This window comes from Priestia megaterium (assembly GCF_041941685.1).
Taxonomy (GTDB): domain Bacteria; phylum Bacillota; class Bacilli; order Bacillales; family Bacillaceae_H; genus Priestia; species Priestia megaterium_C.
Genome location: NZ_CP130958.1, coordinates 1555405 through 1572638 on the forward strand (window position 1 = coordinate 1555405; position 17234 = coordinate 1572638).

At 37.9% G+C, this 17234-nt stretch carries 11 protein-coding genes and 1 pseudogene; 10 read left to right on the top strand and 2 right to left on the bottom strand.

Translation table 11 applies throughout. The annotated features are described in order from the left end of the window. Nucleotides 1-415 precede the first annotated feature (415 nt). Both Q5794_RS08125 and Q5794_RS08130 read left to right on the top strand, forming a co-directional pair. Nucleotides 416-3169, top strand: coding sequence for a CHASE3 domain-containing protein (locus tag Q5794_RS08125; RefSeq protein ID WP_374988963.1), 2754 nt, complete (start codon nt 416-418; stop codon nt 3167-3169). Nucleotides 3170-3187: 18 nt separating this feature from the next. Next, on the top strand, nt 3188-4042 hold the full coding sequence (locus Q5794_RS08130; RefSeq protein WP_214985777.1) for a protein-glutamate O-methyltransferase CheR: 855 nt from the start codon (nt 3188-3190) through the stop codon (nt 4040-4042). A gap of 28 nt (nt 4043-4070) precedes the next feature. Here Q5794_RS08130 and Q5794_RS08135 read toward each other — a convergent pair whose 3' ends face one another. Beyond that, nucleotides 4071-5213 (bottom strand): SpoIIE family protein phosphatase, encoded by a 1143-nt coding sequence (locus Q5794_RS08135; protein WP_057238412.1) that lies wholly within the window; start codon nt 5211-5213, stop codon nt 4071-4073. Between the two features lie 186 nt (nt 5214-5399). Then, nucleotides 5400-6014: a LysE/ArgO family amino acid transporter gene (locus Q5794_RS08140; protein ID WP_374988964.1), complete on the bottom strand. Its 615-nt coding sequence runs from the start codon at nt 6012-6014 to the stop codon at nt 5400-5402. 289 nt (nt 6015-6303) lie between these two features. Here Q5794_RS08140 and Q5794_RS08145 point away from each other — a divergent pair, with 289 nt between their 5' ends. The 8 genes and pseudogenes from Q5794_RS08145 to Q5794_RS08180 all read left to right on the top strand — a co-directional run bounded on the left by Q5794_RS08145 (nt 6304) and on the right by Q5794_RS08180 (nt 17224). Continuing rightward, nucleotides 6304-7677: an amino acid permease gene (locus Q5794_RS08145; protein ID WP_214985780.1), complete on the top strand. Its 1374-nt coding sequence runs from the start codon at nt 6304-6306 to the stop codon at nt 7675-7677. 171 nt (nt 7678-7848) lie between these two features. After that, on the top strand, nt 7849-8541 hold the full coding sequence (locus Q5794_RS08150; protein WP_374988965.1) for a Crp/Fnr family transcriptional regulator: 693 nt from the start codon (nt 7849-7851) through the stop codon (nt 8539-8541). A 36-nt stretch (nt 8542-8577) separates the two neighbouring features. Next, on the top strand, nt 8578-9294 hold the full coding sequence (locus Q5794_RS08155; protein WP_214985784.1) for a YjjG family noncanonical pyrimidine nucleotidase: 717 nt from the start codon (nt 8578-8580) through the stop codon (nt 9292-9294). Between the two features lie 308 nt (nt 9295-9602). After that, a pseudogene (gene ggt / locus Q5794_RS08160) lies at nt 9603-11215 on the top strand (gamma-glutamyltransferase). 587 nt (nt 11216-11802) lie between these two features. Beyond that, complete coding sequence (locus Q5794_RS08165; protein ID WP_214985788.1) at nt 11803-13257, top strand: glycoside hydrolase family 68 protein; 1455 nt, start codon at nt 11803-11805, stop codon at nt 13255-13257. A 96-nt stretch (nt 13258-13353) separates the two neighbouring features. Further along, nucleotides 13354-14919, top strand: coding sequence for a glycoside hydrolase family 32 protein (locus Q5794_RS08170; RefSeq protein WP_214985790.1), 1566 nt, complete (start codon nt 13354-13356; stop codon nt 14917-14919). Between the two features lie 107 nt (nt 14920-15026). Beyond that, the gene (locus Q5794_RS08175) at nt 15027-15461 is read left to right on the top strand and encodes a ferritin-like domain-containing protein (RefSeq protein ID WP_013056263.1); all 435 of its coding nucleotides are present in this window, start codon (nt 15027-15029) and stop codon (nt 15459-15461) included. 302 nt (nt 15462-15763) lie between these two features. Next, the gene (locus Q5794_RS08180) at nt 15764-17224 is read left to right on the top strand and encodes an MDR family MFS transporter (RefSeq protein WP_016763581.1); all 1461 of its coding nucleotides are present in this window, start codon (nt 15764-15766) and stop codon (nt 17222-17224) included. Nucleotides 17225-17234 lie beyond the last annotated feature (10 nt).

The window sequence follows — 17234 nt, forward strand, 5'->3', positions numbered from 1 at the left end:
ATTTGATTAATGAATGCTTTACGTTTCATATGTAAGTATTTATTTATACCTATGTTGTCATGATTTATGTGATTCCCCAAAGCATAAATTACTTTTCATTACCTTATTGTGTACAAAAATATTGTAAGATAGGCTCATGCTGTTAACAGCATGGGCCTATTTTTATAAACAGCTTGAAAATAGATATTTGCAAATTGGAAAATTAATCTTTCCCTCTTGTACAATAAATATTCTTCTGTACAAAAATAGAGTGTATAATAGGAATGTTGAATTGATAGGAAAAAGAGAGAAGCCCTATCAAGTAAAGGAAGATGGAGTGGAGAGTGTGTACTGAAAGTAAAATTGTCCAGCGGCAAAAATAAACATGTTTTTCGAATGCTTCTAGAAGAATATCTAGAATGAAAGTAGGAACATTATGGAAAAGAAAATGAGGTTTGGCATCAAATCCAAAATTATTAGTGGATATTTAATTGTTATTGTCTGTTTATTTATTGCATTTATTGTTTTAAACAGTCAAATTTCATCTTTGCAAAAAGAACGAAATTTTATCATTGATCATGATATTGAAGTGCATGATCTGACCAATCGAATTGAAAAACACCTGCTCGATATGGAAACCGGACAAAGAGGCTATATTATTACAGGAGAAGCGAGTTACTTAGAACCTTATAACAGCGCAGCATCAAGTTGGGAAAAAGATTATAATGCACTGTATCAGCTTCTAAATAATAATCCAAATCAGCAGGAGAAACTGGAGAAGATTAAAGGAAGTATTCAAGACTGGATTGAAGCTGCTGGTGAACCGACCATTGCATTAAAAAAAGAAAATAATACAAAAGAGCTTCAGCAATTTTTTGAGAAAGATCCTGGGCGCCAGTATATGGACGATATACGCAGCCAGTTTACTTCTTTTAGAAATGTAGAGAAAAAATCGACTGAAACAAGAGCAACAGAGTTAGACGAGAAAAATCAAAAAATTAAAATTGGACTTTACGGTTTGCTGTTATTTGTTACGCTTATTTCACTTGCTATCGCTATTGTTTTGTCCAATTCCATTGTGAATACGATTAAAGAAGTTACGCAAACGATCAAACGAATTACGGCTTCAAAAGGCGAGTTAAAAGGAAGAATTAAAGTTCGATCTAAGGATGAAATTAAAGATTTAGGGCTAGCCACGAACGCGTTGTTAGAAAATATTGAAGAGCGAAACTGGCTTCAAACGAACATTGCTCATGCTGTAACGATGTACCAAGGCATAGCATCTGTAGACAAGCTTGCGGAAAAATTTCTCTTTACGGTTTCAGAAATGACAGGAGCTTCTTTCGGAGCATTTTATGTTCGAGAGGAAAATGATAAAGGAAACCTATTCGTCAAACAAGCTGCTTTTGCAGATAGAAAAGGCGACGCGGGAAGAGAAAGCTTTTTGATAGGCGAAGGGCTTATTGGACAAGCTGCTTTAGAAAAAAGAACCCTTGTCATAAACGATGTACCTGACACGTACCAGCTCATTGCTTCAGGATTAGGAGACGTAAAACCTAAGAGTATTTTTATTGTACCCGTCTTGTTTGAAGATGAAGTAATTGCTGTTATCGAGCTGGCATCGCTGCACGAATTTACAGTTTTAGAGCAAGAACTTATTAGTCAAGTGATTGAAACGTTTGGTCTCACTATCAATGGTGTAATAAGACGTATGGAAATTGCCCGTCTATTAAAAGAATCTCAGGCGATGACAGAAGAGCTCCAGGCTCAGTCTGAAGAACTTCAAACACAATCAGAAGAACTGCAAATGCAGTCTGAAGAGCTGCGTATGATTAATGAACAGCTAGAAGAAAGAACAAAAGATGCAGAAGAAAAATCGTTTGAATTAGAGGCTGCAAAAGAAGATTTAGAAGAAAAAGCGCATCAGCTGGAATTGAATTCTCAATACAAATCTGAATTCCTTGCTAATATGTCGCACGAGCTTCGAACACCGCTTAACAGCATTCTTATTCTGTCTGAAATGCTTGAGGAAAACGCGGCTAAAACGCTATCTGAAGATGAAGAAGAATATGCTCGTATTATCCATTCTTCAGGAAAAGACTTGTTGGCATTAATCAACGACATCTTGGATTTATCAAAAGTAGAGTCTGGAAAACTAGATGTCTTGCTTGCTGAGATGAATATGAGTGAGCTCCCAGATCAAATTGAACGTAATTTCAGCCACGTTGCTGAACAGAAAAAAATACAATTGAAAATTAATAAAGCACAAGATGTACCGGACATCATTCACACAGATGAAAAGAGATTCCAGCAAATTGTGAAAAATCTTTTATCAAATGCATTTAAATTTACGGAATCTGGATCTGTCACAGTATCCATTCAACGAGTAGCTGACCATCGTCTTACAACAGCTATGCGTACAGTCGATACGGATTGCTGGCTAGAAATAGCTGTAGCTGATACGGGGATTGGGATACCAAAAGAAAAACATCAGCTTATCTTTGAAGCGTTTCAGCAGGCCGATGGAGCTACGGTTCGTAAGTACGGAGGAACGGGACTTGGCTTATCTATTTGCAGTGAGTTTGCAAAATTATTGGGCGGCTGGATTTCCCTAAGCAGTGGAGTAGGAAAAGGAAGTACGTTTACACTCTATCTTCCTAGTCTCTCTAACGGTCTTGTTGACTATGAAAAAGTGAATTTTGCATATGAAGAAGTAGCAGTATCTGTAGAAGAAGCTGAACCTGAAGCAGAAATAACTGAAATTGATCATCCTGTACAGCCAGTTGAACCTTCATTGCAAGATGATGAAAATGTGTTTCAAGGTAAGCGAGTGCTCATCGTAGATGATGACCAGCGCAATATCTTTGCCTTAAAAACTGCGCTAGCTAAACAAGGTATGACCATTATGACAGCTCATAATGGAATAGAGTGTCTTGAAATGATGGAGACAACTGAACCATTTGATCTCATTTTAATGGATATTATGATGCCGCAAATGGACGGATATGAAGCGATGCAGAAAATTAGAGGAGAGCTAAAGCTTGTTGATTTGCCTATTATTGCACTAACCGCTAAAGCGATGAAAAATGATCGTGAAAAATGCTTGGAAGCTGGAGCATCAGATTATATCAGCAAACCTTTAGATTTAAATCAGCTGTTCTCCGTTATGCGTGTATGGCTAGTAAATTAAGCGGGGTATGAAACATAAATGGATATGAAGCACCTAGATTTAAGTGAAGACTTAGTTATGAATAAAAAAACAGATTTAGAGATTGATTTACTGCTGACGGCTATTTATCGATTAACAGGATTCGATTTCAGACAGTACGCTAAATCTTCTATCTGTCGCCGAGTGTATAATCGAATGAAAATTGAACGTATTTCAACCGTGTCTCGATTGTTAGAAAAAGCGATTCACGAAGAAGAATTTATGAATCAGCTATTAAATGATTTTTCGATAAATGTAACAGAGATGTTTCGCGATCCAAGCTTTTTTAAAGCATTTCGCACAAAAGTGATTCCGGTATTAAAAAATTATCCGGAAATTCGCATTTGGCACGCTGGCTGTGCAACGGGCGAAGAGGTATTTTCTATGGCGATTCTTTTAGAAGAAGAAGGGTTAATGGATAAAACGGTCATTTACGCAACCGATATGAACGAAGATGTATTAGAAAAAGCAAAACAAGGTGCCTTTTCTTTACGTAAAATGAAGTCATATACAAAAAATTATATTCAAGCCGGTGGAAAGAACGCCTTCTCGGAATATTATCAGACGGACCATCACTATGCATATTTTCATCCGTCGCTGTTAAAAAATATTATCTTTGCTCAGCATAATTTAGTCACGGATCAGTCATTTAATGAATTTCACGTCATCATTTGCCGAAACGTCCTTATTTATTTTACAGCTCAGCTGCAAAATCAAGTGTATAATTTATTTTCAGAAAGCCTGTGTGCAAAAGGATTTCTTGGGCTTGGTGATAAAGAAACGCTTCGCTTTGCTGAAGGAGCAGCTTCTTATATCGAGTTTGCAGGGAACGAGCGCATTTATCAAAAGCAATAAAAAAAGACCTCATTTGTGAGGTCTCTTTTTATTGTGCTTGTGCTTGAATCATAAGCACGCACATGTCATCAGGCTGATTTAATTTTTGTTCTTCTGAAAAAATTTCATTCATAAATGCCTGCGGATTTGTCCATTTTTGTTCAGTAAGCTTTTGAAGACGAAGAGCAGATTCATTTTCGCAAGGGCCCATTGATTCAAGAGCTCCGTCTGTAAATAGCAAAATTTGCACATCGTTCTCAAAGCTGACAACTGATTTCTGAACGTCCATTTCTTCAAAAAACCCTACAGGGCAGCTTCCTCGTTGAAGAGGAACGAGCGTATGTTCATCCACTAACATATAACCTTCTGGGTGCCCGGCATTCACGTATTCTACTGTCTTAGCTTCCGTATCAATCACTAAATAAATAGCAGTGAAATAGTAAGGAATTTCATCTTTTTCGCTGTGCAATAATTCCATGTAGCGATTCAACTCTGTAATAACTTGCTCAGGGTCTATGAGAGACTTGATAGCTTCTCTGAGCACAGACGAAATAAACATACAAACAAGCGAGGCAGAGATGCCGTGCCCCATCATATCAAAAAGAATAATTCCGTACCGATGCTCGTCAATTTTGTGCCAATAGTACATATCACCCGCTAATTTAAAAGAAGGATAATATGAAACTTCCATTTGAATATCTTTCTCTCGTAAAGGGGGACTGAGTAAGTTTTGCTGTACGTGCGTAGCTAAATCTAACTCCGTTTGAATTTTCTTTTCATGTTCCGTGTGCCAGTCAATTTCTGCTTTAAGGCGTAAAGCTACCCGCATACGAGCCAGCAGTTCCACTTTATTGATCGGCTTTGTGACATAATCTGTTCCGCCGGCGTCTAGAGCTTCTACTAATTTGCTGCTGTCTTCTAGAGCTGTGACAAAGATAATTGGAATATGTTTCAAGCGTTCTACCTGTTGAATTCGCCTGCAGGCTTCGATTCCATCAATTTCGGGCATCATAATATCAAGTAAGATCAAATCGACCGAATTCGTTTTTGAGTTTTCATCGTCCAGGTTAAGATAGTCGAAAAGGGCATGGGCAGACGTAAGAGACACACAGTTATCGTAGCCAGCGCCTTTTAAAATTTTTTCAATCACAAATAGATTGACTTGATTGTCATCTACTAGAAGAATGGTCATGCTTTATTTCCCCTTATTATGTTTGAAGACTAATGATTGAGTATGTAGTTTTCAAGCATTTTTATACTTTTTCTGTTTTTCTATTTATCTATTATACAGAAAAGACAGCGTTTAGGGTATTTTTTAAGATTATTCTTTTCTGTTAAAAAAAGTAATTAGCCCCCAGAAAAGGAGATAAATTACTTTTTATAGCAGCTTGTATAACGCAAATATCCCGAAAGTCAGTACAACCGCTCCTGAAATACGATTTACCCAGATCAAGCTTTTATTCGTAAACTTCGACCGGGCAAGACTAATAGCAAAACTGAGCGAAAGCCACCAGCAGGCCGATCCTAAAAATACGCCTGCAACCATTGTCAAAGCAGAAGCAGCATCAAATGCTGATTTACTAATGCTTACACCAGAAAATACGCCAATAAAAAATAAGATCGTCATTGGATTCGTAACCGTTAAAAAAAGAACGGATGTATAAGAACGAAGCAAACCCCCTCCTTTAGCAGCGGCAGCGTGCTCTGCAGGTTGAGAACGAAAGGTTTGTACACCTAAATAACATAAAAATAATCCCCCAATCAGCTGAAGCCAAATCTTTTGGGATAGTAAAAAGGTTGTAATGAACGTTAGGCCAAACGCAGCGATGCATCCATAAAGAGCATCTGCTGTAGCTGCTCCCAGCCCGGATACAAATCCGTGTAATCGCCCTTTAGATAACGTGCGATTAATACATAAAATACCAATGGGACCGACGGGTGCAGCAACAGAAAAGCCGATCACTAACCCCTTTAGAAAATAAAGTAAGTTCATCTTTTACGTTGCTCCTATGAAGTTTTTCTTTAGTATAGTACAAAAGCAATCGTGAATGAAGCTCATTTTGAGAAAGTTGTTAACACATATTTTTAGTCTGTTCGGGTACATCATAATGGTGTTATAAAAAACATCACTAGTAAATTTATTTTAATCATTAAAAAGTTCAAAAACTAAATTATTTTACACAGAAAATTAAATGTAGTAAAATAATTCACTGTTACATATATAGAAAGATCTACCACTAAAAAGTAGTCATTCGTAATGAGATGAAGAGAGGTTAGTCATCATGAGTAATCTGTTTGCAAAAAAAGATGTTAACAAGCTGTTAGAGGAAAATGCAGCAAAAGAATCAACTAAGACACTAGGGTTATTTGATGTGATTTTGATGGGAGTAGGAGCAACTATTGGGACAGGAGTTCTGGTTATAGCAGGGCTAGTTGCCGCGAGGGATGCAGGGCCCTCGGTCTCCATTTCCTTTGTTATTTCTGCAGTAGCCTGTATTCTTGTTGCGCTGTGTTATGCAGAATTTGGTTCAGCTGTTCCAAGTTCAGGAGGCGCATATACATACATATATGTTTCACTAGGAAAATTTGTAGCGCATTTGATAGGGTGGTCCATCGTGGGATGCTATACGGTATCTTTAGCTTCTGTAGCGGGCGGATGGTCATCTTATGTGAATAATGTGCTTACTGAATTTGGTATTAGACTTCCTGAATCGTTCACGGACATACCAAGCGATGGAGGTATTATTAATCTTCCTGCAGTATTTATTGTACTGTGCATGTCGTTTTTATTAACAAGAGGGGTAAAAGAAAGTAAAAAAATAAATAACTTAATGGTTTTAATAAAGGTAGGTATTGTTCTTTTATTTGTAGCCGTCGGCGTCTTTTTTATTCATACAAATAACTGGCACCCATTTACCCCTTTTGGTGTGAAAGGAATCTTTGCAGGCGCAGCTTCCGTCTTTTTTGCTTATAACGGATTTGATGCCATTTCTACTTCGGCAGAAGAAGTGAAAAATCCGCAAAGAAACTTGCCGCTAGGCATTTTGATTGCACTAAGTGTTTGTGCAGTCATTTACGTAGTAATTGCATTAGTATTAACAGGAATGGTTTCTTATAAAGAGCTAAACGTAGGCGATGCGTTGTCATATGCGCTCAATAGTGTAGGACAAGAATGGGCAGCGCTCATTGTATCTATAGGAGCGGTTATTGGTATTATGGCCGTCGTATTTGCTTATTTGTTTGTCGTGCCTCGCATACTGATGTCAATGAGCCATGATGGATTATTGCCGTCTCTTTTTGCGAAAGTAAACCGAAAAAACAGCGAACCTGTCATATCCACATGGCTTGTCGGGGCGTTAGGTGCGATCGTAGCTGGTTTTGTTGATTTAAAACAGCTGGCGGATTTAGCGAATATGCTGGCGATTGTCACGTTTGCTGCCGTTTCATTTTCGATTTTGGCTCTGCGAAAAAGTCAGCCTAATTTAAAACGCGGTTTCAAAGTACCTTTTGTGCCATTCATTCCGATTATTGCTATTCTTTGCTGTATCTTTCTCATGTTCAACTTATCAATAAAAACGTGGATGTATTCAATCGGCTGGATGCTGATTGGCGTCTTTATTTACGCTGGATACGCCAGAAAGAACAAGAGCGCTTAACAAAAAGACTCTAAGCCAACGAGCTAGAGTCTTTTTTGTGTATATATTTCTCTTGAAAGTGATCTATGAACATAACGTAAAAATTAAAACTTTATTTGAGACATATGTCCTTTTTATTTTAGGAAGTGTTATTGTTTAATAAAAAGAAACCGTTATGATGGAGAGGAAAACATGAGGGAAATTACGAGTGAGAAACAGCTGATGGAGTATATAAATACTTATAAATTAGAGTCGGTTTTCAAGAAAGAGTTACTACCGCATTTGTCACTGTATGATGTCGAGGCAGGGGAACGTCTTTGTTCTCAAGGAGATGCGTCTCACTGTTTGTACATATTGATGAAAGGCAAGGTTAAAGTTTATACCATATCGCCCGAAGGCAAGACGCTTGTTCTTTCTTTTAAACAGCCCCTTGAAGTAATAGGCGATATTGAGTATGTACAAGGTGTTGAGATTATGAATACGGTTGAAGCCGTTTCACCTTTAGTTGTTATCGGTATACCATACAAACGATTAAAACAGCATGCGAGCAATGATCCACAGCTGCTGACGTTTTTACTGGAAATGCTCACAAAAAAGTTTTGCGCAAAATCGAACTCGCTAAGCTTTAATTTAATGTACCCAGTTGAAGTGCGGCTGGCTAGTTACTTGCTCTCTATTTTTTGTGAAGAATCGCATTTGGTTATGAATCAAAAAACAGAAAGCTTAAAAGATATAGCTAATTTAATCGGAACGACTTACCGGCATTTAAATCGTGTTCTTCAGAAATTTGTAGCGCAAGGAGTTATTGAAAAAAAGAAAGGCTCCATTATTCTCAAAGATAAGGAAAAACTGAGCTGTCTAGCAAACGACAATATATACGAGTAGAAAAAGTAATAGATTAGTTGAAGGGGAGAGAGAAGAATGAAAACATACCGAACGCTTCTATTTGACATTGATAATACGCTTTTAGATTTTAACGCAGCCGAAGAGCAGGCTTTACAGCTTCTTTTTGCTAACCACGATATTCCGCTGACTGAGGAAAGCAAAAAACGTTATAGTTTGATAAACCAGGGGTTATGGACAGCTTTTGAAGAAAATAAAATAAGCCGTGAGCAAGTTGTAAATACTCGCTTTTCTACTCTATGTAAAGAATATGGAATAGAGAAGGATGGAAAGCTACTTGAAGCAGAGTATCGAACGTATTTGAACAATGGCCATCAGCTAATTGACGGAGCAATTGAGTTAATTAAAAACCTGAGCAGTCACTATGAGTTATATGTTGTTACAAATGGCGTATCGGCTACACAATATAAGCGACTTCAAGATTCAGGTCTATATCCTTATTTTAAAGAAATATTTGTTTCAGAAGATACAGGTTTTCAAAAACCTATGAAGGAATATTTTGATTATGTTTTTTCACGTATAAAAGAGCTGTCCGTGCATGAAACATTGATTGTTGGGGATTCTTTGAGTGCAGACATTCAAGGCGGGCAGCTGGCGGGTATTGATACGTGCTGGTTTAATCCTCAGGGAAAAAAGAATGATACAAATTGGAATTCAACCTATGAAATAGGAAGACTTCAAGAGCTTTACGACCTGCTGAACGTAAATAATGAAGTAGCTTCGGTACAAGTGTAAAAGTGTATAAATGTTAGAAAATGCAAAAAGCGCTCAACCCTTTATTTAAATAAAAAGGGTTGAGCGCTTTTTCTATTTTATGGCTTTCAAAGGCTTAACATACTCTAGGGATATCGGTCTACGAATGTGATGGCTTAAAGTAATCAATACAAATTTAAACAGTTTTATCTGAAAAACAATAGGGTATTTTACCAATATCCCAGATAAAGTAAGTAACTAGGAGGTCGTAAAAGATGATTAATGGAAAAAGTTTATCTCGTTCAGGAAAGAGTTCATATAGAAGAGAAACAGCCGTTGGAAAAACAGGAATGGTAGCCAGCGCTCATCCAATTGCAACTGACGCCGGAGAACAGGTACTAAGAGCCGGAGGCAATGCAATTGATGCGGCAATAGCCGTTCAGTTTGGCCTCAATGTTGGAGAACCGATGATGACGGGTATTGGGGGCAGCGGCTTTTTTATGGTATACCACAATGAAAGTAAAACAACTAAAATTTTTGATGGGCATTCTCAGGCTCCTAAAGCAGCTTATCCTGAAATGTTTCTGGATAAAAATAAGGAAGTTATTCCGTTTAGAAAGCGTTCTACGCATGCGACGGCAATCGGGATCCCAGGGATTTTAAAGGCAATGGAAGCAGCTCGTAAAGAGTATGGAACAAAACCTCTTGCTGAATTAATTGAACCGGCTGCCAAGGCAGCAGAAGCAGGGGTGGAAACAAACTGGGTTCTTGGAGATATTTTAAAAACATATGCCTATCGACTAGGAGAACATGCTAAAGAGCTATATTCTCCGAACGGCAAGCCTATACAAGAAGGAGATATGATTAATAAAAAAGATCTTGCTAAAACATTTCGTATTCTTCAAAAAAAGGTGTTGAGTCTTTTTATGAAGGTGAAATTGCAGAAGCCATTATTTCAACGATAAAAGAGCACGGCGGTTTTATGGAACTGTCAGATTTGAAAGAATACCAGATTAAGATCGATGAGCCCGTGTGGGGAGATTATAAAGGATATCGAATTGCTTCTTCTAACATGCCTAGTGCAGGAGGGACTACCGTGCTGCAAATCTTAAAGCTATTAGAGGACTTCGATGTGGCTCAATACGGCGTAAAATCTTGGGAAAAATATTATTTGTTTGCAGAAGCTATGCGTATTGCATTTTCAGATAAAATTGCATTCTCTGGAGATCCAGCCTACAGTGACATTCCATTAAAAGGGCTTTTAAATGAAGAATATATAAAGGAACGTCAAAAATTAATTAATTGGAAGCATAAAAATGAGAAAGTTGATTTTGGCAACCCGTGGGATTATGAGAAAGGCCAAAAAGTGAACGTTGTGCGTCAGCCTTGTGAACCTGAACGTGAGCTTAGTGAAACAACTCACTTCACGGTAGTTGACCGCTGGGGCAATATTGTCGCTTGTACATCAACTGTGGAACATCCTTTTGGTACAGGAATTATGGTTAAAGACCATGGATTTTTACTCAACAACGAGCTTACTGATTTTGATGCTATTCCTGGAGGGCTAAATCAAGCGGATGCAGGAAAGCGTCCGGTTAGCTGTAAAAGTCCAACCATTGTTTTTAAAGACAACGAACCTGTACTCACTTTAGGGTCTCCAGGTGGACCAACCATTGTAGGTTCTGTGTTTCAAACGCTTATTAATGTCTTAGACTATGGAATGGATATAAAAGAAGCGATTGAAGAACCAAGAATTTTTAATAGTACAGGATCACTTATCGGTTGGGAAGCCGGAGTGGATATGAATGCCAAAGGAGAGCTAGAAGCCATGGGATTTAATTTTGGAGATGAGCCATTCCCAATCGGAAATGTCCAAGGTATTCAAATTGATAAAGAAAACGGCCGTTTATTTGGAGCAGCTGATTCCAGCCGTGAAGGAAAAGCAACCGGCTTAGACTCTTAATATTTAAAAAATGCATTCTACGCTCTCTCTTTTGTAAAACGGGAGAGCGTAGAATGCATTAAAAAAGATAAAAATGAGTAGGTAAAAAGAAGGAATATTTTTTTCTTAAAACATACTTTAGACCTTTATTATTATCATCCTAATCTCTAGAAAGAAAAAAGAATAGAACGTTTTCATGTCCGAATAATAAAAAAGAGTACTGGTTTTTCAAGAGATTGATGAAAACAGAATGGTCGGAAAGTATAAAAAAAGGAATAGCGCTTTCAATGCCAGAAAGATAGAGTATTTAATCGTGTAAAAAGTATAAAACGCAACAGCTGGAAATCGTGGTTTGGAATGTAAAGAAAACCGTACACTTTTTTTGGAAAAACGGTTACATAAAAAAGCCCCTTGTACGTAAACTTTGGTCCTAGTTACAGCTCAATAAAAAAGATGAAAATGAGAAATAGCTACATTTGGCATGTTTGACTTTCGTCATTTATCCAAGTAATCTTTTGGTTGAACGGAACCGGTTCTGTTTTCGATTTTTTGATAGCTAATTGAATTAATAAATTTATATTCTTTACTAACCCAAAAGGAGAAAACATATGAAAATGAAACGAGTTGCTAAGCATACAACTGCTGCTACATTGGCTGCAGCCCTACTAGTAGGCGGGGGATATCAAACATTTGCTAAAGGAAATGACAGCAAAGACTTTAATAATAGCTATGGAATTTCGCATATTACTCGCGATAATATGGTGAAAATTCCGCAGCAGCAAAACAGTGATCAGTTTAAAGTTCCTGCTTTTGATGAATCAACTATTAAAAACATTGCTTCCGCTAAGGGAAAAGATGCATCAGGAAATACAATTGACTTAGATGTATGGGACAGCTGGCCATTACAAAATGCTGACGGAACAGTGGCGACTTATCATGGATATCAAATTGTGTTTGCCCTAGCAGGTGATCCAAAAGATTCGAATGACACGTCTGTTTATCTTTTCTATAAAAAAGCTGGAGACAAATCTATTGACAGCTGGAAAAACGCTGGAAGAGTGTTTGAAGACAGCGATAAATTCGTTCCGAATGATCCGCATCTTAAAAATCAAACGCAAGAATGGTCTGGTTCTGCCACGTTAACAACAGATGGTAAAGTTCGTTTATTCTACACGGATTATTCAGGTAAACAATATGGAAAACAAACGTTAACGACAGCTCAAGTAAACATGTCTCAGCCAAACGATAATACGTTAAAAGTTGACGGAGTAGAAGATTACAAGTCAATCTTTGACGGTGACGGAAAGATTTATCAAACGGTTCAGCAGTTTATTGATGAAGGCGGTTATGACACAGGGGATAACCATACGCTAAGAGATCCTCATTACATAGAAGACAACGGACATAAGTACCTTGTTTTCGAAGCTAACACTGGAACAGAAGATGGCTACCAAGGTGAAGACTCTCTATATAACAGAGCATACTACGGAGGGAATAATCCTTTCTTCCAATCTGAAAAGAAAAAGCTTCTTGAAGGATCTAATAAAGAAAAAGCTTCTTTAGCAAACGGGGCTTTGGGCATTATTGAGTTAAATGATGACTATACGCTCAAAAAAGTAATGAAGCCGCTTATTACATCAAACACAGTTACAGACGAAATTGAACGTGCAAACATTTTCAAAAAAGATGGAAAATGGTACTTGTTCACCGATTCTCGCGGATCTAAAATGACGATTGATGGAATCGGACAAGATGATGTGTATATGCTAGGCTATGTTTCAAATACGTTAACAGGAAAATATAAGCCTTTAAATGATACAGGATTAGTTCTTCATATGGATTTAGATCCTAATGATAAAACATTTACGTATTCTCACTTTGCTGTACCGCAAACAAAAGGTAATAATGTCGTTATTACAAGCTACATGACAAATAGAGGCTTTTATGAAGACAACCACTCTACATTTGCACCAAGCTTCTTAGTAAATATTGACGGTTCAAAAACATCTGTTGTAAAAGATAGTGTTCTTGAGCAAGGTCAGTTAACAGTAGATGAAGACTGAGCACTTTGCAATAGCAACAAAAGAAAATGGTGATTGTAATCACCATTTTCTTTTGTTTTATTCGATGTAGACAAAAAAGAGAAAGGTGGGGTTTGTTTGAAGAAAAAAGGTGCTTATAAATGGATAACGCTTGCCGTTCTTTTAGTTGTAATAGCCGGACTCATTATAGCAGCCGTATCCAAAAAAGAGGATACAAAAGACCAAGGAAAAGAAAAAGAGAATAAAAGTGAATTCACTTATCGTCCAGTGTATCACTTTAGTACGCCTGATAAATGGAAAAATGATCCCCAAAAGCCCATTTATTTTGACGGGAAATATCATTACTATTACTTATACAATCATGATTATCCTAAAGGGAACGGGACGGAATGGCGACATGCAACGTCTAAAGATTTGGTTCATTGGAAAGATGAAGGAGTAGCTATTCCAAAGTATACAAATAAAAATGGCGATATATGGTCCGGATCCGTTGTAGAGGATAAAGATAACACAGCAGGCTTTGGTAAAGACGCAATTGTAGCGATTATGACCCAGCCTTCTGCCGATGGACAAAAGCAAGAACAGTATCTATGGTATAGTACCGATAGAGGAAAAACCTTTAAATCATATAGCAAAAATCCTATCATGCCTAATCCAGGCACCAAAGATTTTAGAGATCCCAAAGTCATATGGGATAATGAACATGACAAGTGGGCTCTCGTCATGTCAGAAGGTGAAAAAATCGGATTTTATGAATCTTCTAATCTAAAGGATTGGACGTATACGGGAGGATTTGTAACTAAAGATATTGGCATTACCGAATGTCCAGATCTTTTTCAAATGAAGGCAGATGACGGGACAGTTAAGTGGGTTCTCGGGACAAGTGCAAATGGAAAAGAAAGCGGAAAGCCAAACACCTATGCTTATTGGACAGGAAATTACGATGGAACAACATTCACTCCCGATATGATCGAGCCGCAATGGCTCGATCATGGCTTCGATTGGTACGGAGCAGTCACGTTTAAAGACGGTAAAAATAAAGGTTCCTTAGAAAAACGCTACGCTTTTGCATGGATGAACAACTGGGATTATCCAGATAAGACGCCAACGATGAAAGAAGAGTTTAACGGCTTCGATTCAGTAACCCGTGAAATTACGCTTTCAAAACAAGACGACGATCAGTACAGCCTGTTATCAAAGCCTGTCGAAGAATTAAATCAGCTAACTGATTCAACAAACTCTCTTGAACAAGTAGAAGTAAACGGAGAGAAAAAGTTAAAGATAAAAGGTGAAGCTTATCAGCTTGATACAGATATTTCATGGTCAGATGCAGAAAATGTAGGCTTACGACTTCGAGAGTCCGCAGATCAAAAGCGGCACATTGATGTGGGCATTTTTGCAAAAGATAACGTCTCATATGTGAACAGAAGCTATAGCAATCAGCCTGATCACAGCAAAAAGTATGTGGAAAGCCGTGATTACTTTGATGCAGGCAAGAAAAATGTTCATTTGAAGATATTGGTAGATAAAACAAGCATTGAAGTCTTTGTTGATGATGGAAAAACCGTTCATTCTAGCGAAGTGTTTCCGCGTCACAACGACCAAGGAATTACGCTTTTCTCTCAAGGAGGAAGGTCTCTGTTTAAAAATATAGAAATCAAACATTTTCGTTCCATTCAGTAATTTCCCTACTTTTAAAAAGAAGGAGTAGAATATCGTCTTATTGTGGTTTAGGACTAGGCAGAAAGGGTACATGTCTACTAACAGTAAATGAAAGGGTGTTTATTCAAATGGAAGAGAAAATGAGACAACTAATAGAGGGACTTAATACCGATTTAGCGGGTGAATATTCGGCGGTTATTCAGTACACTTACTATGCGTCTACAGTAACCGGTCTAGAATATCAAATTTTAAAACCTTTCTTTGAAGGAGAAATTCCTGACGAGCAAGGACACGCCCTTTATCTATCAGAAAAAATCAAAAACCTTGGCGGTGAGCCAACAACAAAGCCGGCTGAGGTGAAGCACGTTTCAAACGTGACGGAAATGCTTAAAGAAGCGAGCAAGGCTGAAAAAGAAACTATCCAGCGCTACGAAGAGCGTAAAAAACAAGCAGAAGAGTTAGGGTTAACAGAGCTTGTTGTAAAGCTTGAAGATATGATTGCAGATGAAACAAATCATATGGAAGAAATGGAACGTTTATTAAAAGATCCCCGATTAAGTTGATCATACAAAATACGTAAAAGCATCCCGTACCAGGTGTTACGGGGTGCTTTTTTTGCAATTTAAAAAGGAAATAAAACATCATGTACGCATGTTTCTATCAATGAGAGGAAAGTAATATTTTTGAAATTATCTATCGCTTTGAAAAAATTTATAGTAAAATAATTATTTGGCTGCATATGGCAGCAACTATATGCGGGGCATCACATACATATAAAGGCTAAAAGGGTATCCGTATATTGAAACCGCTTTTATCTTCTATAAGAAAAACCATGGTATGCCCGCAGTTGCAAGGAGAGAGAAAGATGAGGAAACGAATCATGACAGCGCTGCTGCTTGTCACTGTTTTAGCTGCAATGGAAGGAACCATTGTCAGTACGGCTGTTCCAAGAATTACAAGTGATTTGTCGGGCATTGAGCTAGTTAGCTGGGTATATGCCATTTATATGCTGACAACTGCTGTATCTACACCTATATACGGAAAGTTAGCGGATCTATTCGGCCGCAAAAAAGTTATGCTTGTTGGAATCATTATTTTCTTAATCGGATCGATACTTTGCGGACTTAGCTTTTCAATGCAGCAATTAATTGTCTATAGAGCTATCCAAGGGCTGGGCGCCGGGGTCGTTATGCCGCTTACAATGATTATTATTGGCGACTTGTATGAAGAAGCAAAAGAAAGAGCCAAAGCGCAAGGGTGGATTAGCGCAGTTTGGGGAGTTGCGGGAGTTCTCGGTCCTCTTCTTGGGGGATTCTTAGTGGATACGCTGTCTTGGCGCTATATTTTCTTTTTAAATATACCGTTTGGACTAATGGCTTTTTTTGTTCTTTTAGTAAACTATAAAGAAGAAGTGGTAAAAGAAAAACGCTATATCGATTATATTGGAGCGGTGACGTTTTCAGTGGGAACAATTGCGTTTTTATATGCGCTTTTAACTGGAAGTCAGCATCAAAACTGGGGAGATCCGACCATTATAGGGTTATTTGTTCTAGCTGTTCTAACATTCATTGGCTTTATTTATATAGAAAAGAAATCTCCCGAACCTCTTATCCCGCTTGAACTATTTTCCATTCGAAGTGTATCTGTTATAAACTTATTAACACTTCTTGTGGGATCAGTAGTTATTAGTATTACGGTCTACCTTCCAATTTGGAGTCAAGGAGTGCTGGGGAAAAGTGCAACCGCTGCTGGTTTTGTATTAATGCCTATGCCAGTATGCTGGACGATTGGTTCACTGCTTTCAGGGAATTTAGTAGGGCGTCTTAAAACGCACTCCATCCTTACGCTGGGCACGGCAATTGTAAGTACGGCTTGTTTTATGCTGTTTTTAGTTTCCACCCACTCACCCGTATTTTTAATTTATGTAGCCGTTGGGGTCCTTGGGTTAGGAATGGGTATTATTACGCCTATTTTTATGCTAGTTATTCAATCAGCGGTCCCAGCTAGCAAAAGAGGGGTAGCGGTGGCTCTTAATACGTTTACAAATACATTTAGTCAAACACTAGGTTCCGCAGTGTTTGGTACAATCTTCAACTTAGTAACGCTGTCGCAAGCAAAGAAATTAGGGCAAGAAAATTTGAATGCTTCGTTTGAGACAGGCGGGGTACCAGCAGAAGAACTGTCAAAGCTGCATGAAATTCTTGCATCAGGTGTTCACATTATTTACAGTGGAACATTTTTAGCTGCTTTACTAAGCTTTGCTGTCTCATGCTTATTAGTAAAAAACGGACATAAAAAAATAAAGAACATATCTATGCAAAAGTAACAGAAGAGGC